The sequence below is a fragment of the Halovenus amylolytica genome, assembly GCA_004015825.1.
In the GTDB taxonomy this organism is placed as follows: domain Archaea; phylum Halobacteriota; class Halobacteria; order Halobacteriales; family Haloarculaceae; genus Halovenus; species Halovenus amylolytica.
On sequence record SAYS01000008.1, the window covers coordinates 166,289 to 189,186 of the forward strand.

Sequence of the window (22,898 nt, forward strand, 5' to 3'; positions counted from 1 at the left end):
GTCCTTGCATCGTCTCGCTCATCGAGCGGACGGCCCCTTTCAGTCCCGCCCGATGTGGCGTTCTGGGCTGGGTGGGACTGAAAGGGGCGAGGCTCGGTGGCGGCTACGCCGCCACGAATGTGAAGGACGGCTGCGCCGTCCTCCCGTCGGCGAACCCCGACAACGCAAGCACACGACCGAAGGGAGCGCGCAGCGAGTCGCGGGAGTCGACAGCCTCGGGGTTTTCTTGCTGTTCGTAGCCAATCTTGCCAGACAGGAGAGTCCCACTCTTCCCAACCCAAGGACTCGAACAAACTATCACCCAACTAGCCAGCAGAGCCCTTATTTTTCACAAATCCAATATACCTCTATGCGCGCAACGCCGCCAGGGCCGAGAGGTGAGCCGCTGTTTGGCAGTAGCCGTCAGTACTCCGACGATCCGCTCCGGTTCGTTACTGATGTCGAACGAGCCTACAACGGGATCGCACAGTTCGCGATGGGTCCGACGAAGACGTACCTGGTCACGGAGCCGGATGCAATCCAGACCGTCCTCGTCGGTGACGCTGGAACGTACAAGAAACCGAACTTCCAGACGGACGCGCTGGGGGACCTGCTCGGCAACGGACTCCTGTTGAGCGAGGGCGAGGAGTGGCAATCCCAGCGCAAACTCGCCAACCCGGCTTTCTCGATGGGGCGGCTGGCCGCCTTCGACGACCGGATCGCCGGCCACACCGAGGCGCTGATCGAGGACTGGGAAGACGGCGACGTACGGGATATGGAAATCGAGATGACCCGGGTGACGATCGACGTAATCTCCGATCTCATGCTCGGGACGAATCTCGACGACGAGCAGATCGAGCGCCTCCGCGAAAATCTCGAGCCCGTTGGACGGCGCTTCGAGCCCGACCCGCTCCAGTTCGCACTGCCGGACTGGGTCCCCATGCCCGGTGCCCGGGAGTACAACGACGCCGTCTCGGCGGTCGACGAGATCGTCGACGAGATTATCGCAAAACGCCGGGGAACCGAGGGCGGCCAAGATGGACCGATGGATCTGCTCTCGATTCTTCTCAGGGCTCAGAACGAGGGTGAGCAATCCGACACACAACTCCGTGACGAGGTGGTCACGATGTTGCTGGCGGGCCACGATACGACCGCACTCACGCTCACCTACACCTGGTATCTCCTCTCGAAACATCCGGAAAAACGGGAACGCGTCCACGAAGAAGCCGACGCGGTCGAGGGAGTGCCGACGATGGACGACGTACAGGAGTTCGAGTACATCGAGTGGGCGATCGACGAGGCGATGCGGCTGTACCCACCAGTGTACTCGATCTTTCGCGAACCGACCGAGGACGTCGAACTGCTGGGCTACGACATCCCGGCCGGCTCGACGATCATGCTCCCACAGTGGGCCGTCCACCGCTCGCCGACACACTGGGAAGACCCCGACAGCTTCCGGCCCGAGCGCTGGCGAACAGCGGAAAGCAAGGGCCGGCACCGTTTTGCCTACTTCCCCTTCGGTGGTGGTCCACGCCACTGCATCGGGAAACATCTCGCAAAACTCGAAGCACAGATCATCCTCGCGATCGTCACCAAGCGGTTCGAACTGGAATACACTGGGACCGAACCGGTCGAGTTGCAGCCATCGCTGACGATCCATCCAACCGACGGGATGGAGATGCGACTCGACGAGCGGTCGTAAGCATCTGCTGGCTACGTTCCGGTCGGGAACACCGGACCAACTGATAGTGATTATTGCGGTAATTTTCAGCACGGCAGCGAAACCGAGGCTGTTTCGGCCCTCCTAGACCAGTTCTATCTGAACTTCGCGGTACAGACTCGCAATAATCACTATGAAACGGCAATCGACCACACGCCCGGACACCAGCATATTGTATGCTGTGCTAAGCTTTTCAAATCCCGGTGTAGTAGCGGTCATATGGTAGAACAATCACAGGATCACTGGCTCGGGTCTCGGCTCCAGACGGATCCACTGACTGCTGGATTCGTCGTGATCGGGGTACTGTTTTTTCTCGACCTTCTTCGCCGACTCGCAACAGGTACGGTCAGGCCGGACACCGTCGCCACGTTCCTGTGGAGCGGTATCGTCTTCGGGATGGCAATCGGGCTCGCCGGGATCGGGCTAGCGATGACCTACAGCATCCTCCAGTTCGCGAACTTCGCACACGGCGATCTGATCACCGCCGGCGCCTTCGCCGGCTGGAGTTCGACGTTCGTGATCGTCGGCTTCGGGAACATTGCGATGGAGATTCTGCTGCTGGTCGGCCAGCCAGCGCGTATCTCCAGCCAACTCGGGATCTCGGTCACGACTGCACCGCTCGCTATCGTCGTCGGATTCATCGTCTCGGTACTGTTCGCTGCGGGGCTGGCAGTCGGCCTCGACCGGGTCGTCTTCCGGCCGATGCGGGATCAAAGCGGGATCTCGCTGCTCATCGCGAGCGTCGGGGTCGCACTGGCGCTGCGACATCTGATCCAGTTCATCTACCAGCCGTCGACACCGTCGGTCGTCCACGACCCGGAGGTGCCGCGGCAGGCGATCCCGGTCGGCTCGGGTTCGTTCACGATCGACGCACACCAGGTCACGCTCGTCGTCGTCGCGCTCGGTCTCATGATCGGCGTCCACCTCCTTCTCCAGTACACGAAGCTCGGAACGGCAATGCGAGCGATGGCTGACAACGAGGATCTGGCCAAGATTACGGGGATCTCGACGGAACGAGTCGTCCTCTACACCTGGCTCATCGGTGGCGGGCTCACCGGCGCGGCCGGCTACCTGCTCGCGCTCGAACAGGGCTTTCTGGATCTCACGCTCGGCTGGGACATTCTGCTGGTCATCTTCGCCGGCGTCATTCTCGGCGGGATCGGCTCCATCTACGGCGCGATCGTCGGCGGCCTCACTATCGGGATCGTCAGCCAGCTGTCGATCGTCTGGCTCCCCTCTGAGTTCACCACTGTCGCCGCCTTCGTCATCATGATCGCGGTGTTGCTCGTCCGTCCGAACGGTATCTTCGGGGGGGTGACCTCGGTATGAGCGACGGCGACGCGCAGGCGGATGATACCACGCCCGGAGGAGACACTGAACAGTCAGTCCGTGACCGTATCTGGGCGGTTGCGAGTGCCAGCGATATTCGGCTGATCGCAGTCACCCTGCTCGCGATCTACGCGATCTTTCTGTTCCTGGGGATCGTCGGTGGACTGGATGCCAACGGGCTCTATAGCTCGCTCGAACGGGTGACCTTCTTCGCTGCGGTGTACGCGCTCGTGGTGCTCGCCCTGAACCTCCAGTGGGGCTATGCCGGACTGTTCAACATCGGGATTGCTGGCTTCATGGCGATTGGCCTGTACTCGATGCACATTCTGACAGTGCAGATCGGACTGGCCTACCCAATCGGGGCACTCGGCGCGGTCCTCATCACCAGTCTGTTCGGCGCGCTCGTCGCACTGCCAGCACTGCGACTGCGCGCGGACTATCTTGCGATCGTCACACTCGCATTTGCGGAGATCGTTCGAAGTATCCTCGGCTCACAGCGGTTTGCGGAGTTTACGTTTGCAGGATTCGACATCGGCTTCGGCGGTGCGACCGGCCCGGATGGAACGCTTCCGGATCCCGTGAAATTTTTCCTCTACAAGCATCCCTACAGTCTCCGTCCGGAGCCAAACGCCTTCGGCGAGTTCTACTTCGGACTGTTCGATCTATTCATTATCGACGACTCGACAGCCGAAGGGATCCTGTACGCGCTGTTTCTCAGCCTGTTCGTCGGACTGTACTACTTCCTGCTCGTCCGGACTGGGAACTCGCCGTTCGGTCGCGTTCTCAAGGCAATCCGGGAAGACGAAACGGTTGCGAAAGCGCTGGGCAAAGACACCCGGAAATTCAAGATCACGGCCTTCGCGCTCGGTTCGGCGCTGATGGGGCTCGCGGCGATTCTGTGGTACACGAAACGGGGCGGCGTGACGCCGACGAACTTCGAGCCGGAGGTGACGTTTTTCGTCTTCGTCGCGCTCATCATCGGCGGGGCAGGGTCGAACACCGGCAGCGTGATCGGTGGCATCGTCTTCGGGGCGTTACTCTTCCGGGGGCCGGTGTTCATCGAGCGGATCATCAACCAACGGCTGGAAGCCGAAGCGGATCCGACGACCATCTTCGATGCCTTCGGCGGCATCGATCCGTTCATCGTCTACACGACGGACAATCTCTCGGCGCTCCGGGTCGTGTTGCTCGGGGTCGTGTTGGTCATCCTGATACAGCGCAGACCCGAGGGACTGCTCGGGAAGCGCAAGGAGATCGCATCGAGTATCGATCTCGAAGACCGGACTGGAGGTGAGAACTGATGACGACAACAGCCACTGAACAGGACACAGCGAGCGCCGAGGAGAGTCGGACAGCCACCGGCGAGAGCACCGGTGATCCGATCTTGCAGGTCCGGAACCTGCAGAAGCGCTTCGGCGGTGTCGTGGCGGTCGACGGCGTCGGGTTCGAGGTCGAGCAAGGCACCGTCACCGGGCTTATCGGGCCAAACGGGGCCGGCAAATCGACGACGTTCGATCTCATCACGGGCGTCCAGAACGCCGACGGCGGACAGGTCATCTTCGATGGAACCGACATCACGGGGCGTCGACCGGAACAGATCGCAAACAGGGGACTGGTTCGGACGTTCCAGATCGCTCGCGAGTTGAGCGAGATGACCGTCCTCGAAAACGTGATGCTCGCACCGCCGAATCAGCTCGGCGAGTCGCTGTGGCGGTCGGTCCTGCCGGGCTTTCGGGGTGGTGTCAGCGAACAGGAGGCCGAACTCAGGGAGGAAGCCTGGGAGACGCTCGAATTCTTCGCGATCGACCATCTCGCCGGCGAGTACGCCGGCAATCTATCCGGTGGGCAGCGAAAACTGCTGGAGATGGCCCGCGTGTTCATGACCGATCCCGACATGATCCTGCTCGACGAACCGCTCGCCGGCGTCAATCCCACACTCGAAGAGAAACTGCTCGACCGGATCCACGAACTTCAGTCGGAGGGCTATACGTTCCTGCTGGTCGAACACGACATGAACGTGGTGATGAACCACTGCGATCCAGTCGTCGTGATGCATCAGGGCAAGCGCCTGATGCAAGGCGCACCCGAGGAGGTCAGACAGGACGAACGCGTTCTGGAGGCCTACCTCGGTGGGGAGGTGGAGCAATGAGTCTGCTCGCAGTGCAGGATCTGGACGCGGGCTACGGCGACCTCCAGGTGCTCGATGGCGTGGATATGGACGTCGGGGACGAGGAGTACGTCGCGATCGTCGGCCCGAACGGCGCGGGCAAATCGACCGTGATGAAATCCGTCTTCGGGCTGACCGACCAGATGGGCGGGGAGATCATCTTCGACGGCGAGGATATCAGCGACCTCGATCCGAACGAGATTATCACACGGGGGCTCAACTACGTCCCCCAGTCCCAGAACGTCTTTGCAGGACTCACAGTCCGGGAGAACCTGGAGATGGGTGCGTACATCCTGGACGAGCTCCCGACCGAGCGACTCGACGAAATCTACGATCGGTTCCCGATCCTCCGGGAGCGCAAGGGGCAGAAAGCCGGCACACTCTCCGGTGGCCAGCGCCAGATGCTCGCGATGGGCCGGGCGCTGATGCTCGATCCGGATCTGCTCTTGCTCGACGAACCCAGCGCGGGGCTCGCGCCGGATCTCGTCGACGAGACACTCGACCGGATCGATACGATCAACGACGACGGCACCGCGGTTCTCATCGTCGAGCAGAACGCGAAAGAAGCACTCAGACGGTGTGATCGAGGCTACGTACTCGTCCAGGGACAGAATCGCCACGAAGATACCGGCCAGGCACTGCTGACCGATCAGCAGGTCCGCGAGGATTTCCTCGGTGGGTGAGCGCAGCGCCTCTTACAGCTGGATAGTTTCGATCTCTTCGAGACCGTCTTCGGTGAAGCCGAAGTACTCGTAGGAGACGTTGCTCTGATCCCCGTTCTCGTCGTAGGTGATCTCACCGGAGACACCTCTGTACTGGATCTCCTCGCCCTCAGCGGCCATCTCTGCACCCTCGACGAGGTTCTCCGGCAGCACTTCCTCGCCGCCCGACGAAGTGACGTTCCGGACCTCGTCACGGACGGCCTCGCCGTCGTTTTCGCCTGCTGCGGCGTTGGCCAGGACGAGTGTCGCAGCCGCGTCGTAGGACTGTCTGACGAAGGGCTCTCCGCTCGGGTCCTCGTCGTAGGCATCCTGATACAGCTGGTTGAACGTATCGACACCAGGGCCGGAGCCGATCGGTGCCGTTCCGGTGACGTTCGTCATGTCGAAGCCGACAGCGTCGGGAAGTCCGGAGTCCTGGAGCCCGTCGGACACCAGGATGTCCATATCCGGCCGGTCGAAGTTCGTGTAGAAATCCGAGAAGATCCGCTCGCCGTCCTCCGGGAAGGCGACGATGAGCAGGGTATCCGGATCGTCCGCAAGAACGTTTTCGAGTTGGGCCGTGTAGGATGTTTGCCCTTCCGGGAAAATCTCCGAGCCAGTGATCTCGCCGTCGTACTGGTTTTCGAAGGAATCGGCGAACGTACTGGACAGTCCCTGACCGTAGGCGTCGTCCTGTGCCAGCGTCGCCGCACTCCCGGCCTCCAGTCGCTCGGCAGCGATCTGTGCGAGTACTTCTCCCTGGAAGCTGTCCGGCACTGCGGTCCGAAAGGTGAAATCAGCCTCCAGATCGGAGTAGCCGGGTGCCGTGCTCGCGGGGGAGTTCTGAACGATCCCGCGCGGAATCGAGACGCTCTCGGCAACTTCCAGACTGACCGCCGACGCCAGCGCGCCGACGAACATCGGATACCCCGCGTCGTCGAGTGCTTCGGCACCGCTGACGCCGACCGTCGGATCTGTCTCCGTGTCCTCGAACTGTGTCTGGATCTCCAGTTCGGTGTCCGCGTCGTCGAACTGTCCCGGGACGAGCTGGGCAGCGTCACGGATCGGCGGTCCGAGTTCTTCGAGCCCGCCGGTAACGCCCATCAGGAGGCCGAGATTGATCGTTCGGCCGATGCCACCGTCGCCGCCGCCGTCGTCCCCAGTTTCGTTTCCGTCACCGCCACCGTCGCCATCTCCGCCACCATTTCCGTCATCACCCTCGTCGTCTGCGAGACACCCCGCCAGTGCGATGGTCCCGCCGGCTCCGATCGCCTTGAGAAGGTCCCGTCGTCGTGACTGGTCTACCATAGCTATCAGTGTCGTTTTATCGAGTAGGTGATTTTTAGTTAGTAGCATTATACCAATCACTGATATTTTGTAACCACGTCTCAAAAGCGCCTGGTCGACATGACTGGACAATCCGAGATCGAGGCGGTTCATGGTTCGATTTTTGCTACTGGCGGCTATGCAAAGCTGACAGATTTCGTCCGTCGTCAGGATGAAACGGATTTAACTGTCAGTGCCTAACCACAGGTATGACCGAGGCTGGGGATGCGACGAAAGTACAGTGGCGCGACTGGGGCCAGGACGCCTTCGATGTCGCCGAGCGCAGCGGCAAACCAGTGTTGCTCGCGCTCCGAACGCCCTGGTCCGAAGAGTGTGCAGAGATGGATCGAACGACCTACTCGGAGCCACGCATCGCGGCCAACATCAACGATGGTTTCGTCCCGATCCGGGTGGACGCCGACCGCAACCCCCGCGTTCGGGAACGGTACAACATGGGTGGGTTCCCGTCGACGGTGTTCGTCACCCCCGAAGGCAAGATCCTCACCGGCGCGACCTTCCTCGGGATCGACGGCTTCCGCGGAATTTTAGACAGCGTCCGCAAGACGTGGGATAGCAAAGGCGAGGCAGGCGGTTCGATCACCCGCGCGCTGCGGGATACGACACCGCCGAGCGGCGAGGTCGATGCCCGCATCGAGGAAGAGATGATCGAACAGTTGCTGGCGGCCTACGACGAGGAGTTCGGCGGCTGGGGACAGGACACGAAGTTCCCGATGCCCCGGACAATCGAGTTCGCGCTCGTCCGGGCACGCGAGCAGGCCACCCGCACCCTCGAAGCGATCAGCGCACACCTGCACGACACCTACGACGGTGGGTTCTACCGCGTCGCGGCCAACCGAAACTGGGGGGGCGTTCGCCGGGAGAAACTGCTCGACGAGAACGGTGCAATCGTTCGCGCGTTCGCTCGTGGCTACAGATACACCGGCGAACAGAGCTACATCGAGACGGCCAGAAGCGGCGTGGAGTATCTCACGACGACGCTGTGGACCGGTGACGCCTTCGGTGCGAGCCAGGGCGGCGACGAGACGTATTTCACACTCGAACCGACCGACCGCGAGGAAGCCGAACCGCCCACCGTCGACGAGACGGTGCTGGCCGATCGCAACGGCGTCGCGATCGACGGGCTGCTCTGGTTCGTCGCCTACACGGACGACGACAGCGCCCGCGAGTACGCCCGAAGCGCCCGCGATCACGTCTGTGAGACACTCGTCGAGGATGGCTGTGTCACCCACTACGCGACCGAGAGCGAAACCGGCGAGTCGGGGCTGCTGCTCGATCAGGCGCGGGTCCTGATGGGGCTGACGACCTCCTGGGAAGTGCTCGGCGAACCTGGACCAGCCCGCGCGGTTGCCGACTGGACGATCGAGCATCTCCAGGACGAGGACGGTGCGTTCCGCGATGGCCCCGCCGAGGGTGCAGGCCTGCTCGACAAGCCGCTGTATCCACTGGATGCGACCGTCGAGTGTGCCGAGGCGTTGCTGGATCTTGCCTGTCTCACCGGCGAAGATCGATACGAGCGGGCCGCCCGCGAGGCAATCGAGACCTTCGCCGGTGCGTCGGATCGGATGGGTGTCGAGGTGGCCCAGTACGCGACCGCAGCATCCAGATTGGAAGCCCAGCAGGTGCTCGAAGTCGGAACCGACGCTGGGACCGATCTTCACCGCGCCACACTCCGGCTCGCCGACCACGAGACGGTCGTTGCTCCCCGGAGCGAGGACGGCGACGGTGTCGGGCAGAGGGTCGAGGATGGTGAGGCGCGACTGGTCGTCGACGGCACCGAGCAGGGACGGGCAGCATCACCGGCAGAACTCGAAGAATTGTTGACAGACTGAAACCGTTCGGAGCCGAGGAGCTGTTTTTATTGCGATGCGGGGGCGTGCGCGAGGAACGCGCGCGAGGTCATCGGGAGCGGAGCGACCGAGGGCTCGACAGAGCGTGCTCTGTCGGTGGGCGAGGAGCGCAGGCAGAGCCGAGCACCACAGTCGGCTGGGGAGGGTCGAGGCCGGTGTGGGTGGATGAAAGGGGCCGGGGGCCCGGCGAAGGCGGCTGCCGCAAGGACCACAGCGAGCGGAAGCGAGCGAGGACCGCAGCAAAGCCCCCGAGTCGAGTACCCGGGGGCTTTCTGGTGTGATACAACAGGTATTCACTCCCAAGATGGCGATTTTCAGAGAATCGATCACGGATCAAGTTCGAAAGTTCTTAACCCTGTACCTCCCCAAGATATCTACGCGTGCCAGGATGGCCGAATCTGGTAAGGCGCACGCCTGGAAAGCGTGTTCCCATTCGGGATTCTGGGTTCAAATCCCAGTCCTGGCGTTTCTCGTGGTCCAAGCAAGTGAGAAGTTCCAGCTCCGAGTGAACAACGACAGTGACGAGGAAACCAGTAGCCGTGAAACGACTGGTAGAGCCTGAAAGAGTTAAACTTCTGCCGACCCGACAATAATTCGATGACTGACGGAGGCGACGTCCCCGGTCGGTCGAACGACACTACCGAGCCACCGAACGAGAGAGCGGATGGTGGGGCCAGTGACACCGCAGACCAGTTTCGGAGGGTCGACGACCAGTCGCCGCCAGACCTCGCCGAACCGCGACCATCGACCATCCAGACGCCACGGAGTGGGCTCGACGAGGAGACACTCAAGGAGTATACGACGGAGCGTCGGTCACTCGACTCGACTGTCCAGATTCAGTGGGCGCTCCGGACGACGATCAGTGCCATCATCCTCGGACTGATCGCCAGTGCGATTCTGGCAGCGCTCGACGTCGATCCAGTGTTCGGGACGATCGCTGTCGGCCTCTTCCTGTTTCTCGGCGTCGTCTGGGTGATGCTCCGGTACCGCGTCTGGGTCTACCAGATCCGGGACGATTCGGTGTATCTGGAACGCGGCGTCGTCACGAACGTCCGGACCATCGTCCCCTACGTCCGCGTCCAGCACGTCGATACGAGCCGCGGTCCGGTGGAACGCGCACTCGGGCTCTCGACGCTGGTCGTCTACACGGCCGGCTCCCGGGGGGCCGACGTCTCGATCCCGGGGCTGAAACCCGAGGAGGCGCGGGATCTCCAGCAGCGCCTGAAGAAACTCGCGATCGAAGCCGAAGGTGACGACGCGTTATGAAACTCGACTATCGATCGGTGCCGTACCGGATCCTCGAAAACGGACTCCGTCTGGGCGGTATTCTCGTCTTTTCAGTGTTCGTCTCCTCCGGTGACGGGATGGATATTCTACAGACGGGCACCTTTCTGTTGTTCGGCCTGTTGCTGGTCGGCAGCTGGGAGGCCGCCTACGTCCGCAATTACGAGTACCGGCTCGACGCCGATACGTTCGATATCTACTCCGGTGTCTTCTCCAGACGCGAGCGGGAGATCCCCTTCGAACGCATCCAGAACGTCGATATCGCACAGAACGTGATCCAGCGAGCGCTCGGGATCGCCGAACTCCGCCTCGAGACAGCCGGCGGTGGCGATGGTTCGGAGGCGAGTCTCCGGTACGTGAGCCGCCAGGAGGCGACACGGCTGCAGGAACTGATCAGTAGACGAAAGAGCGGCGAAACGGCCGAACGCGATCCCGGCGCGACCGACGATATCCTCTTCGAACTGGACAACCGTGAACTCGGAATTCTCGGTGTCACCTCGGCGAATGTCAGACTGCTCGGGCTGCTCTCCGGACTGTTCCTGATCGCGTCACCGATCGCAGCAGAACAGGTGTCGCCACGCCTGGAGATACTGTTGGTCCTGGGGCCGGCGCTTGCGGTCGCGGCGCTGGTCGCACTCTGGATGCTCAGCGGTGTCCAGGCGGTCCTGCGGTACTACGGCTTCCGACTGCTCAGACACGACGAAGAGCTTCGGTACAAGCGCGGTCTCCTCCAGCAGTACGACGGGACGATCCCGCTCTCGAAGATCCAGACGCTGATGATCCGCGAGAATCTGCTCGCGCGAGCCGTCGGCTACGGGAGTCTGGCCATCGAGACGGCAGGCTACGCCCCGGGACAGGACAGCAACGTCGAAGCCGCGGTTCCGATCGCCAAACGCGACCGGGTGTTCGAGCTGGCACGGACGATCGAAGATATCGGCGAGCCGGAGTTTACACGCCCGCCGAAGCGTGCACGACTGCGCTACGTTGCCCGCTACACCATCGTCGTCGGCGTGATCACCGGCCTGCTCGGTGGGTACCAGTATCTCACTGGCAATCTGTCGTTCTGGTACGCCGGCGCTGCGCTCTGGCTGCTCGTCCCACCGGCCGCCCATCTCAAGTGGGTGAACATTGGCTACTACACCGACGACAACTACGTCATCACACGGAGCGGGTTCTGGACACGACGGACGACGATCGTCCCCTACTATCGCGTCCAGACGGTTTCGAGTTCACAGACGGTCTTCCAGCGCCGCCGTGATCTGGCGACACTGGTCGTCGATACGGCGACCTCCGGGAGTTTCTGGGGCGGCGACGCCGTCGCGCTCGATATCGATGTCGAGACTGCGGACCGACTCCGCGAGGAGATCCACGACGAGTTCCACGAGTCGATCATCGAACGAAAACGACAGCGCGATGGGCGGAAACCGGCCGGACCACGCCGGCCATCATCTGCCGAAGATTAGCGAGAGTTATCCGAAAATATTTTGGTATTATCGGTAGTATTCACCTGTAGATGTCGACAAAGAGTCAACTGACCCAGCAACTCGGTGTCGTCGCTGGATTCGACGATCCGCAGGTCGATCTGGAGCAGTACCGGACACCGCCGGGGCTGGCGTCGTATCTCGTTCACAGCGCGGACCTCAGGGGGGACATCGATGACAGGGTCGTGATCGACCTCGGCTGTGGGACCGGGATGCTCGCACTCGCTGCGACACTCCGGGGACCAGAGCGGGTCGTCGGACTGGATATCGACCGGGGCGCGCTCAGAACTGCGCGGGAGAACAAACGCCGGATCGCATCGACGACCGAGGTATCGTGGGTCCAGGCCGACGCGACACGGGCACCACTTTGCCCACCAGACGAGACGACGGTCATCATGAATCCCCCCTTCGGTGCCCAGGATGGCAACGAACACGCCGACAGGGCCTTTCTGGAGACGACAGCGTCGATCGCAGACGTCTCCTACTCGATCCACAACGCCGGCAGCGGGGAGTTCGTCGAGGCCTTCGCCGCCGATAACGGGGGCGAGATCACACACGCCTACGGGGCCGAGTTTACGCTCCCGAAGCAGTTCGACCACCAGCAGGAAGACTCGCGGGTGATCGACGTAGAGTTGTTCCGGATCGAGTGGCGCTAACCTATCGCTCGAACCGCCCAATCTGGATTGCAGTTCGCTCGTGAACGGCGATCAGTTTCTTGTCGTCGCGCTCGAACGTGATGTCCGCGACCGTTACGTTCTCTCCGCCGGGTGGAATCTGCTCGAATCCGAGCACGCTCTCGTTTTCGATCACGGCTACATTATAGAAGTCCTCGGCAGGCTGGATCGCGATCCGTGAGCCATCGATAACTGGCCTCGCGATTGCGGGCTCGGAGGCGAACAGCTGTCGTGGCTTGTCGCCGCGTTGCCCGAACACCTTGTAGGTGCTGTTACCGCCGGTCACCCGCCAGGTCGTGCGCTGGATACGGACAGTCTCGCGCCAGGTCGCGTCACCGAGGACGACAGTGGCCGATCCCTGGGAGGCGAGTTCACCTGCCGGTATCCGCCGCTCCCAGATGTTGCGCTCGTCGCTCGCGACGATCACCCCGCTGACGTTCACCGACGGCCCCTGGTAGACGGGCAGATTCAGCGACGAGGCGTAGCGATCCGGCACGTTCTCGGCGTAGGTCACGGTGTAATCACGGACCTCGATCCCGTCGTCGAGTTCCTGCCCACCATCGACAGAAACGAGATTGTACGGGATACCGAGCACTGCGAGTGCGAGTACGAGCGAGAGGAGCACACCCGCGCCAGCAGTGTGGACTCTGAGATCGATCCGGGAGATGAACATCCGTTCCTCGCCGAAGACTGCAACCGCGATCAACAGGGCCAACACGAGGACTGCTGCGGTTCCGATCGCCTGAAACAGGACGTATCGTTCGTTCCCGAGTGGCCAGTAAATGTACTGCAGCGAGCGGGAGACAGTGAAAACAACGGCTGCAAAAAAGACGTGTCGAATGTTCGGTGATCGGCCGCGGTACTGCAGGAGGAGGCCCGCGAGCAGGACGCCGACGAGCAACCCGTAGAGATGTCCCTGGATAGCCACATCGACCCACCACGGTCGGACGAACTGTTCCTGGGAGACGGCGACAACCCAGGGATCGGTGACCGACCGGTAGACGAGTCGGACCACCTGGACACCGAGGATCGCGAGCACCGTCGCAATCGGGAACGTGACCAGCGCGAAGCCGGCAAAGGCGAAGACGACACCGGAGAAGCCGATCACCGGGCCGGGCACGATGAGGGAGCCGAGTACTCCGACGACAAATACCGCCAGCACGAAGACAGCGATCCGGAGATAGTGGTTGTCCCACCAGTCACCCATGCGCTCGTCCTCGCGATTCTCGGGGTAGTGTCGCCAGGCGTACTCCGCGATCGGTGCGAACGCGAGCGCGCCGAAGAGATTGCCCATCAGGTGGGATTCGCTGGCGTGGGTAAACGAGGACAGGAGGATGCTTTCGGGGTACCACAGCGACCACGACCGGAAGCCGACGACGATCGGCCCGCCCGGTTTGCCACCACCCTGAACGAGGTAGTAGATGGCATACACCAGCAGGATGACGATGGCTGTCCCCCACGGAATCCCGAAGACGAACCGTTCGCGGAGTCCGGCCACGAGTCGATTTTCGTCCTCACCGAGGCGGGCGAGAACGAATCCACAGAGAAGGAGGGCACCGGCGAGGGCACCGAGACTGACGATCCGAAGGAGCGTCTCGTCGATACCCAGCGCGCTCATCGGTTACGCTTCGGGGAGCCCACGATATAAATATGTAGGCAGCACCTACCGGTAGAAGAGACGAACCGGAGCTACAACTGTTACTCCGAGTCGGGATCGTATGGGCGGGCGATATCTATCCGCGGCGCACCGATCCCGAGGACGACCGTCGACTCCGTCGCACCGTCGGGGTTGTAGGGTCGGTGTGGGCTGTTCGGCTCTGCGACGAAGATCTCCCCGGCGGAAAGTTCGAACTCCTCGTCGGGCGTCTCCACGTGAAGTGTTCCCGACTGGACGTAGAACAGTTCCTCGCGCTGTTCGTGGTAGTGATACGTCTGTGGGAGCTGCTGGCCAGGTTCGAGTTCGTAGACGGCACTGGCGAGGATAGAGAGATCGATTTCTTCGGTGATCGAGCGCCGGTCGCAGGGATGATCCGGTGTGGGTTCGATCTCCGTCGGGTCGATACAGTGGTACGCTGGCTCGCCGTCAGGTGCTGTCATCGTCGGATCAACGCCGGCGACGGTGGTTTTAGTTTTGGTGCTCGTCGTCGTCGTGGGAATGCGGTCGAGTCGCGGAGAGTCGGCTGGAGAGACTGTCACGCGCTACCGCAAACCGTAGCAAGACGGAAGCACAATACTTAAACGGGGAACGGAGTTAGGAAAGGGTAGCGGGATGGGATAGCCAGGAGATTCCGGCGGGCTCATAACCCGCAGACCGGTGGTTCAAATCCACCTCCCGCTATTTTCGTTGCGACCACAGACGAGGAGCGTAGCGACGAGTCTCGGGAGCAAGAAAATAGCAACTGGATTTGAACTAGAAAACACGCAGCGCGAACGAAGTGAGCGACCGTGTTTGCGTGGTTCAAATCCACCTCCCGCTACTATTCTGCTGCACTCACACCGCGAGGCGTTTCATCGCCGAGCAACAGCAGAGTGCAGCGAGTTACGAATACTAGCAGGAAAAGCCGTGATCAGCTGGCGTCGATCGGTGTCGGGGAGTCGATGTCGATCGGATCGTCGATCTCGCCGATGACGGATTCCAGCAGATCGGTTACCGTTATCATCCCGATTACGCCACCATCTTCGACGACGAGCGCGAGTTCCTGATTTTCCGTCTGGAATCGGTCGATCGCGTCACTCACGTCGATGTCGGGCGACATCGTCATCGGCGGTGTCGCCAGCTCCCCGAAGTCGATATCGGCGTCAGACAGCCGGTCGTGATATTTGGCCAGAATCGGGCTGTAGACGATTCCGTGGAAGTCCGTCAACTCCGCACCGACCAGCGGGTATCGGGTGTGTGGGTGCTCCTCGATCCGGCGGAGATTCTCCGCTGTATCGGCCTCGGTCGAGAGGGCGACAATATCGTCCCGGGGAATCATCTCCTCTCGCACCGACCGCTCGCCGATCAAAAGCGCGTTCATCACCTCTTCGTGGCGTTCCTCGGAGAGATTACCCTCGTCGAGAACCGAGCCGAGGCGGTTCCGGAGATCGGCCCGGGATTCGATGACGTCCTCCTCGGTTTCCAGCCAGGCACCGGTCATCTCGATCCCGAACAGCCGCAACGTCTGTTTCGCAACCCAGTCACCGAGCGTGATGATCGGCGAGATGAGGCGGTAGAACCAGTACAGCGGTCCTGCGCCGTACTTGCAGACGAACCGCGAGCGCTCGACACCAAGGTAGGTCGGCGTCTGCTCGCCGTGAGTCAGGTGGACGAGGTTGATGATGAGGAAAGCGAGGATCGCACCCGAGCCGACGGAGGCGAACGCCGTGTTCGCAAACAGCGGCTCGAAGAGGGCAGCCAGTGCTGGCTCGGCGACGATCCCGACCGCGATACTCGACGCCGTAATACCGACCTGACAGGTGGTAAGATAGATCTCCAGATCCTGCGTCATCTGCCAGGCTCGCTGCAGCGCGCCGGTGTTATCGCCAACAAATTCTTTTTCGGTAAACTGTCGAGCACGGGTCAGCGCGAACTCGATAGCGACGAAGAAACCGTTCGCCAGAATGAGTCCGACACCAGCGATAAGACGGACTGCCAGCTCGATAGAGTTCATTGTGACAGGTTGCGGTTGGTTCTCGATGGTGAAATGGCTGATGAATATCCTGGAAATGGGCTTCGAAACAGCGGCAGTCAGAACGGTCAGGGCTCGCCGACCAGCAGCAGTCGGAGATCGTTGACGTTCGTTCCCGTCGGCCCCGTCCGGAGCAGTACACCCTGTTCACCGAGGTAGCCGAAGGCGTCGTTGTCCCCGAGTGCCTGTTCTGCGCGGCGCGTGTCGGCAACAGTCTGGCCATCGACGAGTGCGCCGGCGACAGCCGTCGCACCGTCGATACCGTCGGTGTCGACAGCCCCGGCGATCACGTCGCTGCCGGCGATGTCGATCGCTGCACGAAGGGCAAACTCCTGGTTTGGGCCACCGGTCCCGTCACCCTGGACAGTCACCGTGGTCTCGCCCCCGGAAAGCAGCGCAACCGGGGGAGCGAACGGCTCGCCAGTCTCGGCAGCGGCGAGTGCGATCTGTGCGTGGACGCCGCCGACGTCGCTTGCCTCACCTTCGATCCGATCGGAGAGAACTGCCGTCTCGTAGCCCACCTGCTGGAGTGTCTCTGCAGTTGCATCGAGTGCAGTCCGGTTGTCTGCGACGATATGATGAGTCACTCGCTCGAAGACGGAATCACCTGCCCGGGGCGTCTCGGGTCGGTCACCGTCGGCACCGTCGGTGAGAATCTGGTCGACGCTATCCGGCGTCTGAACGTCGTGCCGATCCAGCACCTCGGTCGCATCCTGGTAGGTCGACTCGTCGGGTGCGATCGGCCCGCTGGCGATCACGTCGAGTCGGTTGCCGACGACGTCGCTGAAGACGATGCCGACAGTTCGTGCCGGTGCGAGTGCACGGGCGAGCTGGCCACCCTTGATTCTGGAGACGTGTTTCCGGACCGCGTTGATCTCGTCGATCGTCGCCCCACTCTCGATCAGTCGATTCGTCAGCGTCCGGTACTCGTCGAGGGTGAGTCCCTCGGCCGGTGCACAGAGCAGGGCACTGCCGCCGCCGGTGATGACCGTCAGCACGAGATCGTTTTCCGTCGTCCCCTCGGCCAGTTCGAGAAGCCGACTCGTCCCCTCGACGTTCGCCTCCGACGGGAGTGGGTGCGTCCCCTCGACCATCTCGATCTGGGGCGTCTCTGCAGGGTTGTCAGTAACCACAATCCCCCCGTCGATCCGGTCACCGAGAATCTCCATCAGGGCGGCGGCGACCCGGCCAGCGCCGTTGCCGCCGCCGAGGACGAGCACCCGGTCGAACCCGTCGAGGGAGTACTCCGTTCCCGCGATGCGGAACGTATCGTCGTGGTACTCGACCGTATCGCCGAGCACGCGACGGGGCTGGGCAGCCTCGATCCCGGCCTGGATCGCCTGCCTGGCGTGCTCGTGACGGTCCGATCGGGTGGATTCGTCTTCGAACATAGTCGAAATATCACTCGCACTGGAGATAAATCATCGGGGGGTGAATCGATGAGACAGGATATTTGAGGTGTGACGCTGAAAGGGCGTGTATGAAAAATCATCTTCCCCCCGCAGCGAAGGAAAAGTACGAGGAACTAGAGGAGCTTCAGGACGAGGCGACGGCGGTCGTCTCGGAGAAAGAGCAGGCAGAACAGAAACTCGACGACTCCGAGTCAGCCCTCGATGCGCTCGACGGCGTCGACGACGAGCAGGTCGTCCACCGCCAGATCGGCCGGATTCGCATCCAGTCTGTCTCCGGTGAGGTCAAACCGGAGCTGGAAACAGAGATAGCCGATCTCGAATCCCGGATCGACGAACTCGAACAGCGAAAAGAACGGCTCGAAGAACAGTTCGAGAACCGGAAAGAGGATATCAAACACCTTCTGGGCGGCCAGACAGGCGGGCTGGGGACGCCCGGCATGGACGAGTAGGACAGACGCCCGGAGATCACAGAGCAGACGCAAGCGAACAGACGAATCGTCTCTTTCTTGTACACGCTCCCCAACGGTGCAGGTATGTCGCTTCGGGTGCGCGAACGACTCGGTGTCGCCGACGTCGTCACACTGGCGAATGCAGTGCTCGGCCTCGTCGCGATGACCGCCGCCGTCGTCGGCGAACCGCTGCTCGTCGCCCAGCTCATCCTGCTCGCTGCGGTCGCAGACGGTCTGGACGGGATCGTCGCCCGAACCTACGGCGGGACGGAGATCGGCCCATATCTCGACTCGATGGCCGATATCGTCTCTTTCGGTACCGCGCCCGCACTGTTCGTCTTCGTCGTGGCAAACGAGCCCTGGGGGCCACTGACCGACGAGGTGGCCGTCTTCGTGGTCGCCGCCGGCGTCGCATCGCTCGTGGTCGTCTTCTCCTTGCTCCGGACAGTGCTGTATACAGTCTACGTCGACGAGGACGAGAAACGACCTGGAATACAGAATACACTCGCCTCGTCGATCCTCGCCGCGGCGTATCTGGCCGGGATCACGAGCGTTCCTGTCATCCTCGCCAGCACCGTCGTCCTTTCGGTGTTGATGGTCGCGCCCGTCCCGTACCCGAAGCTTCGGGCCCGCGACGCGCTCGGAATGGGGGTCGTCCAGATGGCAGCGATCCTGGTGCCGGCGGTTTTCGAACGAGTCTTTCCCCGCGTCCTCCTGGTGGCAGCGCTGGCCTATCTGACGCTGGCACCGAAATTCTACTGGGAGCAGTGATCGGACGGGTTAGGCCGAACTCTGTTCGTCACTGTCCGTCGACGAGCCGTCGTCGGCTCCTGTCTCGTGTTGCGTCTCCGGTTCGGATGACGACTCGCCGGGGGAGTGGAGTTGCTCCTCGCCGGACTGTTCCGGCAGGTCGTACGTGTACACCGTCTCTTCGAGCAAGACGGCACAGAGACCCCGGGAGTGATCCCGGACGACCCGTCGGTTGCTATCGATCGCAAGATCGACCAGATCTTCGAGTGTCTCGACACGAACGGTCGTCCGTGACAGTGCCTCGTCGGGAATGGTCCCCGTCGAGAGCCACTCCTCGAACTCGTCGGCCTCGGCCCGGTAGCGAAGCCACTCCCGTTCGGCCTCGGAGAGTTCGAACCGACCCTGTCTGCGGCCAGCGACGAGCCCAGCCAGGCCGATCGCCGAGAGAACGAACAGTGCTGGCGCCAGCAGACTCCGGAGCGGTCCGTAGCTCGCCGTCACAGTCTCCGGTCTGAACTGCTGGTCCGAATCGGTCACTGGTTCGTCGTTCCCGACGCGGTAGGCGGTCCCCTGGTCGTCGATCCTGATCTGGTAGCCATTCGTCTCGTTGACAGCGACGCCGTTTCGCTGCCCGGAGATCGTGACGTTCGACTGGACGATGATCTCGGTGTCACCCGTGGAGCCATCCAGCTGTGATTCGATCTCCTCGATCCGCAACCGGGTGTCGGTGACGTTGAGCGAAAACGGGACAGCGGCTCTCTCGCCAGGCTGGAGGGAGCTGACTCGCTCCGACCCGAGATCGGTCTCTTCACGCCAGAACTCGAACGTTCCCTCGTCACCGACAGCCCGCACGACGAGTGTCTGGTCGACAGCGACAGAGAGGTCCCCGCTGTCAGAGGCGTTGTAGCCGTACTGGAAGGTTCCGTTCAGCACCGGTGCAACCGACGAAAGATACGCCGGCTGGTCTTCCAGTACCGCTCCCTGCTCGAAGACGGCCGTCTCCGTCTGGACGGCCGCCTCGTGACTGTAGACGGCAGTCGACGACCAGCTCGATTCCTCGACCATCTCGGTCTCGGTTCCCGGCGAAACGTATACGCCATATGTCAGGTATCCAGCAACGAGCAAAAGTATAAGCAGAGCTATAGCTATATATTCGAAATTATTCGAAACAGTCTTTCGGATTTGAGCGGTTCGCCAGGACATCTGTCAGTTTGGTTTTATCATAGTGATATGTAGTTTTTGTGCTAATTCGTTGTTCTGTGCGTCACGACAGCCACGATTTGCGCGGGCGGTCCCGGGACCGGAGTCGGCCAGTGCCGAGGAGCCACATCCCGAACAGGTAAAACGGGATTCCGATTCCAGCGTCAATGACGACGATGGGGGCCCAGGGATGGATCGCGTACAGTTCCTCGATAACCGGCGTCGGGAGAACCCCGAGATATCGGTGTTGTTCCAGGAATACCCGGTAGTAGCCAGTCTCCGGCGGGGCCGTAATGGTCACCGTCGCGTTCTCGGTCGAACGCGACGAGACGGTCGTCTGTCCGGGTTCGACGGCGATGTTGTCACTGGCCGGTTCGAGAAAGACGACCGTCGAGAGGAAGCCAGTGTTCCGGAGCGGGTAGTCGAACGATTCGCTCGTCCCCTGCTGAATCACGTCCGGCGAGTCGCTCTCGAACTCCGCGCTGACGATCCCGAACTCCTCGGAGTTGGCCGGGGCGACCATCGGCGCCGTCGCGCCGGCGAGGACGACGAGCGTCAGGAGGGCCATCAGTTTCCGCGAACTCGTCCCGGTGTCACGGTCGGTCGTCCGCTCGCGCCGCCGGTCGTCTTCCAGATAGACCGCCACCAGATAGAGAAGAATCGAGGCACCGAAGAGGAGGTAGCCGACCCCCTGGAGTCCGAGAAACGCGCGCGTACCGAACAGCTGGGCGAGCCAGAGCTGGATCGATTCGAGGACGGACTGGATTCCGTCGACGATCGTCCCGACCCAGGGGATCGTGACCACGTCACTCCCCGGCTGCCAGGCGACCGCGACGATCTGTGGTTTCTGTACCGGTGGCTCGTCGCTATCCTGATCGGTAAACGGGTTGGCATCCCCCTGCGTGATGTACCCTTCTTCGGTTTCACCGACGATCCGGTGTGTCGTCAGTCCGCCGCCCTGAATCTCTTCGGCCCTGAAGACCACGACATCACCCTGGTCGATATCGCCGGCCAGTTCGGTCGGGATCGCGACGAAGCCGTCCCCAGTGTCGATCGTGGGCTCCATACTCCCCGTCTCGACGAAACTCAGCAGAATTGGCTGGCCGAGAAACTGCCCGAGGAGAAGCGAAAGCACGACGACGACCACTGCGAGCTGGAGCGTCCAGCCGAGGAGCTGTTTTCCGTTCATCGATGTGTTGTGGGTGCTACAAGTATGAACTCAGGAGCCTAATAAGAGTATGCGCCGGTGACTCTCTAGTGGCCTGTTCACGATCGGTCAGCGGTGCAACTGTGAGTACGAACATCTGGATTCGACGTGTGTCGGACGTTAGGTCGTCTGGATCTCGAAGCGAGCACCGCCCTGTGTGCTCTCGGTTGCCTGGATCGACCAGCCGTGTGCGTCGACGACGGTTTCGGTGATCGCAAGTCCCAGTCCCGATCCGTCCGCCGACGACGAGACTCCTGGCTCGAACACCGCCTCGTCGTCGGGGAGGCCAGGTCCGTCGTCCTCGATGTAGAACCCGTCCGCTGTCGTCCCGACACGAACCGTGACAGCATTGCCGGCGTGCTCCACGGCGTCCTGACGAGTGTGCGAGTCAGGGCTCGTGGAGCCATGCTCCACGGCGTCTCCGGGCGCCTGGGACTGGGGGCTCGTAGAGCCGTGCTCTACGGCGTTCCTGTAGAGGTTCTCGAACACCTCCATGAGCCGCGTCCGATCCGCCCTGAGTGTCCTCGAAGAGTCGACAACGAGCGAGGCCTCGGCGGTGTCGGTGTGTTGCCAGGCCTCGTGTGCCACGACACCGAGATGGACCTCGACACGCTCGCCGATCAGTTTGCCCTCGCGGACGGTCTCCGAGCAGTGTTCGAGGAGTCGCTCGATCCGGGCGAGCGACTCCCGGGCGGTCGTAAGCTCCGACTGGGCAGTCGACTCGTCGGCGAGTTCGAGATTCCCTGTGGCGACCTCTAGCAGTCCACGCACGTCGTGGGTGAGTATCCGGACGAACTCTTCCAGACACTCCTGTTGGGCTTCGAGTTCCGAGAGACGGCGGGTTCGTTCTGTCGTCTCCGTGCCCGTCACGAGGAGGAGTTCGGGACACCGCCCGGTCGCAGGAACCGGCCGGATCGCCACCTCGACGGTAGCCGTCCGTGATCTCCCCTGAATTCGATACACCCGGTCGATCCGCTCGCCGCCGACCGCGCGCTGGAGATCCTCCCGGAGCTGGTGCCGGGACGTACTGGCGTTTCGAAACCAGGATGTGTTCCAGAGTCGTCGTCCGACGAGCTCATCGAGTGTCGATCCGGTAAACGCAGAGACCTGGTCGTTCGCTCTGACAACCAGCCCGCTTGCTTCGAGGAGAAACGCAAAGTCGTGTGTCTCTTCGAAGAGCACGTCGAACAACCGGCCGTACTCACGTCCACTTGCTACCCCAGCCAGATCTGTCGACCCGTGTTCGAGACTCATGGTCTCACCATCGGGGGACCCCACAGTCTGTCGACGGATCGAACTGCCCCGGCATCCATCCCAGAGGACTGATAATTTGTGCCCATCGAATGTAATTAGTGAGTAACACAGTATTGTTAGAAGCTGTCTGAAAACTATCTATAACGTTCATAATTTCATGAACAGTCCAGCAGGTGTTCCCTGAATTCACTGCCCCATAGTCTGAAAACCGCGCCAGCAGTCGGCTATCCCCGCTACGCGGCAGATTACGGGCAAAAAAGGAAACTATTAGAACAGTTCGATTGGAAAATGAAATTGAAAAGACGCTCATCTGTAGAAGTCGGTACTCAGGATTTTCTCGAACCAGCGTTCGGTGTTGAGTGTGAGGCTGAGGAAGTTCAGATAGCCCTGTAAGTGGTGTTTTGAGACGCCCCGGAACCTTCGCAACCA

19 protein-coding genes, 2 tRNA genes and 1 pseudogene are annotated in these 22,898 nt (G+C 61.8%); 13 read left to right on the forward strand and 9 right to left on the reverse strand.

Annotated features, from left to right (window positions below):
* Positions 1 to 349: 349 nt before the first annotated feature.
* The 5 genes from EOW68_RS08925 (at position 350) to EOW68_RS08945 (ending at position 5,878) form a co-directional block, all read left to right on the forward strand.
* A complete protein-coding gene (locus tag EOW68_RS08925) occupies positions 350 to 1,681 on the forward strand; it encodes a cytochrome P450 (RefSeq protein ID WP_128224814.1) in 1,332 nt (443 codons plus the stop codon).
* Positions 1,682 to 1,918: 237 nt separating this feature from the next.
* Entirely contained in the window at positions 1,919 to 3,028 is a 1,110-nt protein-coding gene (locus EOW68_RS08930) for a branched-chain amino acid ABC transporter permease (RefSeq protein WP_128224815.1), read from the forward strand.
* Positions 3,025 to 4,329 (forward strand): branched-chain amino acid ABC transporter permease, encoded by a 1,305-nt coding sequence (locus EOW68_RS08935; RefSeq protein WP_128224816.1) that lies wholly within the window; start codon positions 3,025 to 3,027, stop codon positions 4,327 to 4,329. The genes EOW68_RS08930 and EOW68_RS08935 overlap by 4 nt, the downstream gene beginning before the upstream one ends.
* Positions 4,329 to 5,177 (forward strand): ABC transporter ATP-binding protein, encoded by an 849-nt coding sequence (locus EOW68_RS08940; RefSeq protein ID WP_128224817.1) that lies wholly within the window; start codon positions 4,329 to 4,331, stop codon positions 5,175 to 5,177. The genes EOW68_RS08935 and EOW68_RS08940 overlap by 1 nt, the downstream gene beginning before the upstream one ends.
* Positions 5,174 to 5,878 carry an ABC transporter ATP-binding protein gene (locus EOW68_RS08945; protein ID WP_128224818.1) on the forward strand — a complete coding sequence of 235 codons (705 nt, stop codon included), beginning with the start codon at positions 5,174 to 5,176 and terminating at the stop codon, positions 5,876 to 5,878. Before EOW68_RS08940 ends, EOW68_RS08945 begins: the two co-directional genes overlap by 4 nt.
* A 12-nt stretch (positions 5,879 to 5,890) precedes the next feature.
* Here EOW68_RS08945 and EOW68_RS08950 read toward each other — a convergent pair whose 3' ends face one another.
* A complete protein-coding gene (locus EOW68_RS08950) occupies positions 5,891 to 7,204 on the reverse strand; it encodes an ABC transporter substrate-binding protein (protein WP_128224819.1) in 1,314 nt (437 codons plus the stop codon).
* 227 nt (positions 7,205 to 7,431) lie between these two features.
* Here EOW68_RS08950 and EOW68_RS08955 point away from each other — a divergent pair, with 227 nt between their 5' ends.
* From EOW68_RS08955 to EOW68_RS08975, 5 genes are all read left to right on the forward strand, one after another.
* Positions 7,432 to 9,072: a DUF255 domain-containing protein gene (locus tag EOW68_RS08955; RefSeq protein WP_128224820.1), complete on the forward strand. Its 1,641-nt coding sequence runs from the start codon at positions 7,432 to 7,434 to the stop codon at positions 9,070 to 9,072.
* 400 nt (positions 9,073 to 9,472) lie between these two features.
* Positions 9,473 to 9,556, forward strand: a tRNA-Ser gene (locus tag EOW68_RS08960).
* A gap of 401 nt (positions 9,557 to 9,957) precedes the next feature.
* Complete coding sequence (locus EOW68_RS18650) at positions 9,958 to 10,356, forward strand: PH domain-containing protein (protein WP_431358835.1); 399 nt, start codon at positions 9,958 to 9,960, stop codon at positions 10,354 to 10,356.
* Positions 10,353 to 11,837 carry a PH domain-containing protein gene (locus EOW68_RS08970; protein ID WP_128224822.1) on the forward strand — a complete coding sequence of 495 codons (1,485 nt, stop codon included), beginning with the start codon at positions 10,353 to 10,355 and terminating at the stop codon, positions 11,835 to 11,837. The genes EOW68_RS18650 and EOW68_RS08970 overlap by 4 nt, the downstream gene beginning before the upstream one ends.
* Positions 11,838 to 11,887: 50 nt before the next feature.
* Positions 11,888 to 12,511, forward strand: a complete 624-nt coding sequence (locus EOW68_RS08975; protein ID WP_128224823.1) for an METTL5 family protein — start codon at positions 11,888 to 11,890, stop codon at positions 12,509 to 12,511.
* Position 12,512: 1 nt separating this feature from the next.
* On the opposite strand, the gene EOW68_RS08980 is transcribed toward EOW68_RS08975, so the two are convergent.
* Both EOW68_RS08980 and EOW68_RS08985 read right to left on the reverse strand, forming a co-directional pair.
* Entirely contained in the window at positions 12,513 to 14,147 is a 1,635-nt protein-coding gene (locus EOW68_RS08980; protein WP_128224824.1) for a rhomboid family intramembrane serine protease, read from the reverse strand.
* A gap of 80 nt (positions 14,148 to 14,227) precedes the next feature.
* The gene (locus EOW68_RS08985) at positions 14,228 to 14,626 is read right to left on the reverse strand and encodes a cupin domain-containing protein (protein WP_128224836.1); all 399 of its coding nucleotides are present in this window, start codon (positions 14,624 to 14,626) and stop codon (positions 14,228 to 14,230) included.
* Positions 14,627 to 14,792: 166 nt separating this feature from the next.
* On the opposite strand from EOW68_RS08985, the gene EOW68_RS08990 reads away from it, so the two are divergent.
* Positions 14,793 to 14,867: transfer RNA gene (locus tag EOW68_RS08990), tRNA-Met, on the forward strand.
* A gap of 229 nt (positions 14,868 to 15,096) precedes the next feature.
* Here EOW68_RS08990 and EOW68_RS08995 read toward each other — a convergent pair.
* A complete protein-coding gene (locus EOW68_RS08995; protein WP_128224825.1) occupies positions 15,097 to 16,179 on the reverse strand; it encodes a hemolysin family protein in 1,083 nt (360 codons plus the stop codon).
* Positions 16,180 to 16,265: 86 nt separating this feature from the next.
* Complete coding sequence (locus tag EOW68_RS09000; RefSeq protein ID WP_128224826.1) at positions 16,266 to 17,588, reverse strand: glycerate kinase type-2 family protein; 1,323 nt, start codon at positions 17,586 to 17,588, stop codon at positions 16,266 to 16,268.
* Between the two features lie 89 nt (positions 17,589 to 17,677).
* On the opposite strand from EOW68_RS09000, the gene EOW68_RS09005 reads away from it, so the two are divergent.
* Complete coding sequence (locus tag EOW68_RS09005) at positions 17,678 to 18,058, forward strand: prefoldin subunit (protein ID WP_128224827.1); 381 nt, start codon at positions 17,678 to 17,680, stop codon at positions 18,056 to 18,058.
* 84 nt (positions 18,059 to 18,142) lie between these two features.
* Entirely contained in the window at positions 18,143 to 18,829 is a 687-nt protein-coding gene (locus EOW68_RS09010) for a protein sorting system archaetidylserine synthase (protein ID WP_128224828.1), read from the forward strand.
* A gap of 9 nt (positions 18,830 to 18,838) precedes the next feature.
* Here EOW68_RS09010 and EOW68_RS09015 read toward each other — a convergent pair whose 3' ends face one another.
* The 4 genes and pseudogenes from EOW68_RS09015 to EOW68_RS09030 form a co-directional block, all read right to left on the reverse strand.
* Positions 18,839 to 19,873, reverse strand: coding sequence for a DUF5305 domain-containing protein (locus EOW68_RS09015; protein WP_128224829.1), 1,035 nt, complete (start codon positions 19,871 to 19,873; stop codon positions 18,839 to 18,841).
* Between the two features lie 199 nt (positions 19,874 to 20,072).
* The gene (locus EOW68_RS09020) at positions 20,073 to 21,197 is read right to left on the reverse strand and encodes a signal peptidase I (protein ID WP_128224830.1); all 1,125 of its coding nucleotides are present in this window, start codon (positions 21,195 to 21,197) and stop codon (positions 20,073 to 20,075) included.
* A gap of 138 nt (positions 21,198 to 21,335) precedes the next feature.
* Positions 21,336 to 22,469 carry a sensor histidine kinase gene (locus EOW68_RS09025; RefSeq protein ID WP_128224831.1) on the reverse strand — a complete coding sequence of 378 codons (1,134 nt, stop codon included), beginning with the start codon at positions 22,467 to 22,469 and terminating at the stop codon, positions 21,336 to 21,338.
* 306 nt (positions 22,470 to 22,775) lie between these two features.
* Positions 22,776 to 22,898: pseudogene (locus EOW68_RS09030) on the reverse strand (IS1595-like element ISHti5 family transposase); the annotation flags it as partial.

Bases quoted from the DNA above. Each gene is read 5' to 3' on its own strand.
- EOW68_RS08925 (WP_128224814.1), top strand. From the start codon at position 350: ATGCGCGCAACGCCGCCAGGGCCGAGAGGTGAGCCGCTGTTTGGCAGT.
- EOW68_RS08930 (WP_128224815.1), top strand. From the start codon at position 1,919: ATGGTAGAACAATCACAGGATCACTGGCTCGGGTCTCGGCTCCAGACG.
- EOW68_RS08935 (WP_128224816.1), top strand. From the start codon at position 3,025: ATGAGCGACGGCGACGCGCAGGCGGATGATACCACGCCCGGAGGAGAC.
- EOW68_RS08940 (WP_128224817.1), top strand. From the start codon at position 4,329: ATGACGACAACAGCCACTGAACAGGACACAGCGAGCGCCGAGGAGAGT.
- EOW68_RS08945 (WP_128224818.1), top strand. From the start codon at position 5,174: ATGAGTCTGCTCGCAGTGCAGGATCTGGACGCGGGCTACGGCGACCTC.
- EOW68_RS08950 (WP_128224819.1), bottom strand. From the start codon at position 7,204: ATGGTAGACCAGTCACGACGACGGGACCTTCTCAAGGCGATCGGAGCC.
- EOW68_RS08955 (WP_128224820.1), top strand. From the start codon at position 7,432: ATGACCGAGGCTGGGGATGCGACGAAAGTACAGTGGCGCGACTGGGGC.
- EOW68_RS08970 (WP_128224822.1), top strand. From the start codon at position 10,353: ATGAAACTCGACTATCGATCGGTGCCGTACCGGATCCTCGAAAACGGA.
- EOW68_RS08975 (WP_128224823.1), top strand. From the start codon at position 11,888: ATGTCGACAAAGAGTCAACTGACCCAGCAACTCGGTGTCGTCGCTGGA.
- EOW68_RS08980 (WP_128224824.1), bottom strand. From the start codon at position 14,147: ATGAGCGCGCTGGGTATCGACGAGACGCTCCTTCGGATCGTCAGTCTC.
- EOW68_RS08985 (WP_128224836.1), bottom strand. From the start codon at position 14,626: ATGACAGCACCTGACGGCGAGCCAGCGTACCACTGTATCGACCCGACG.
- EOW68_RS08995 (WP_128224825.1), bottom strand. From the start codon at position 16,179: ATGAACTCTATCGAGCTGGCAGTCCGTCTTATCGCTGGTGTCGGACTC.
- EOW68_RS09000 (WP_128224826.1), bottom strand. From the start codon at position 17,588: ATGTTCGAAGACGAATCCACCCGATCGGACCGTCACGAGCACGCCAGG.
- EOW68_RS09005 (WP_128224827.1), top strand. From the start codon at position 17,678: ATGAAAAATCATCTTCCCCCCGCAGCGAAGGAAAAGTACGAGGAACTA.
- EOW68_RS09010 (WP_128224828.1), top strand. From the start codon at position 18,143: ATGTCGCTTCGGGTGCGCGAACGACTCGGTGTCGCCGACGTCGTCACA.
- EOW68_RS09015 (WP_128224829.1), bottom strand. From the start codon at position 19,873: ATGGTCGAGGAATCGAGCTGGTCGTCGACTGCCGTCTACAGTCACGAG.
- EOW68_RS09020 (WP_128224830.1), bottom strand. From the start codon at position 21,197: ATGAACGGAAAACAGCTCCTCGGCTGGACGCTCCAGCTCGCAGTGGTC.
- EOW68_RS09025 (WP_128224831.1), bottom strand. From the start codon at position 22,469: ATGAGTCTCGAACACGGGTCGACAGATCTGGCTGGGGTAGCAAGTGGA.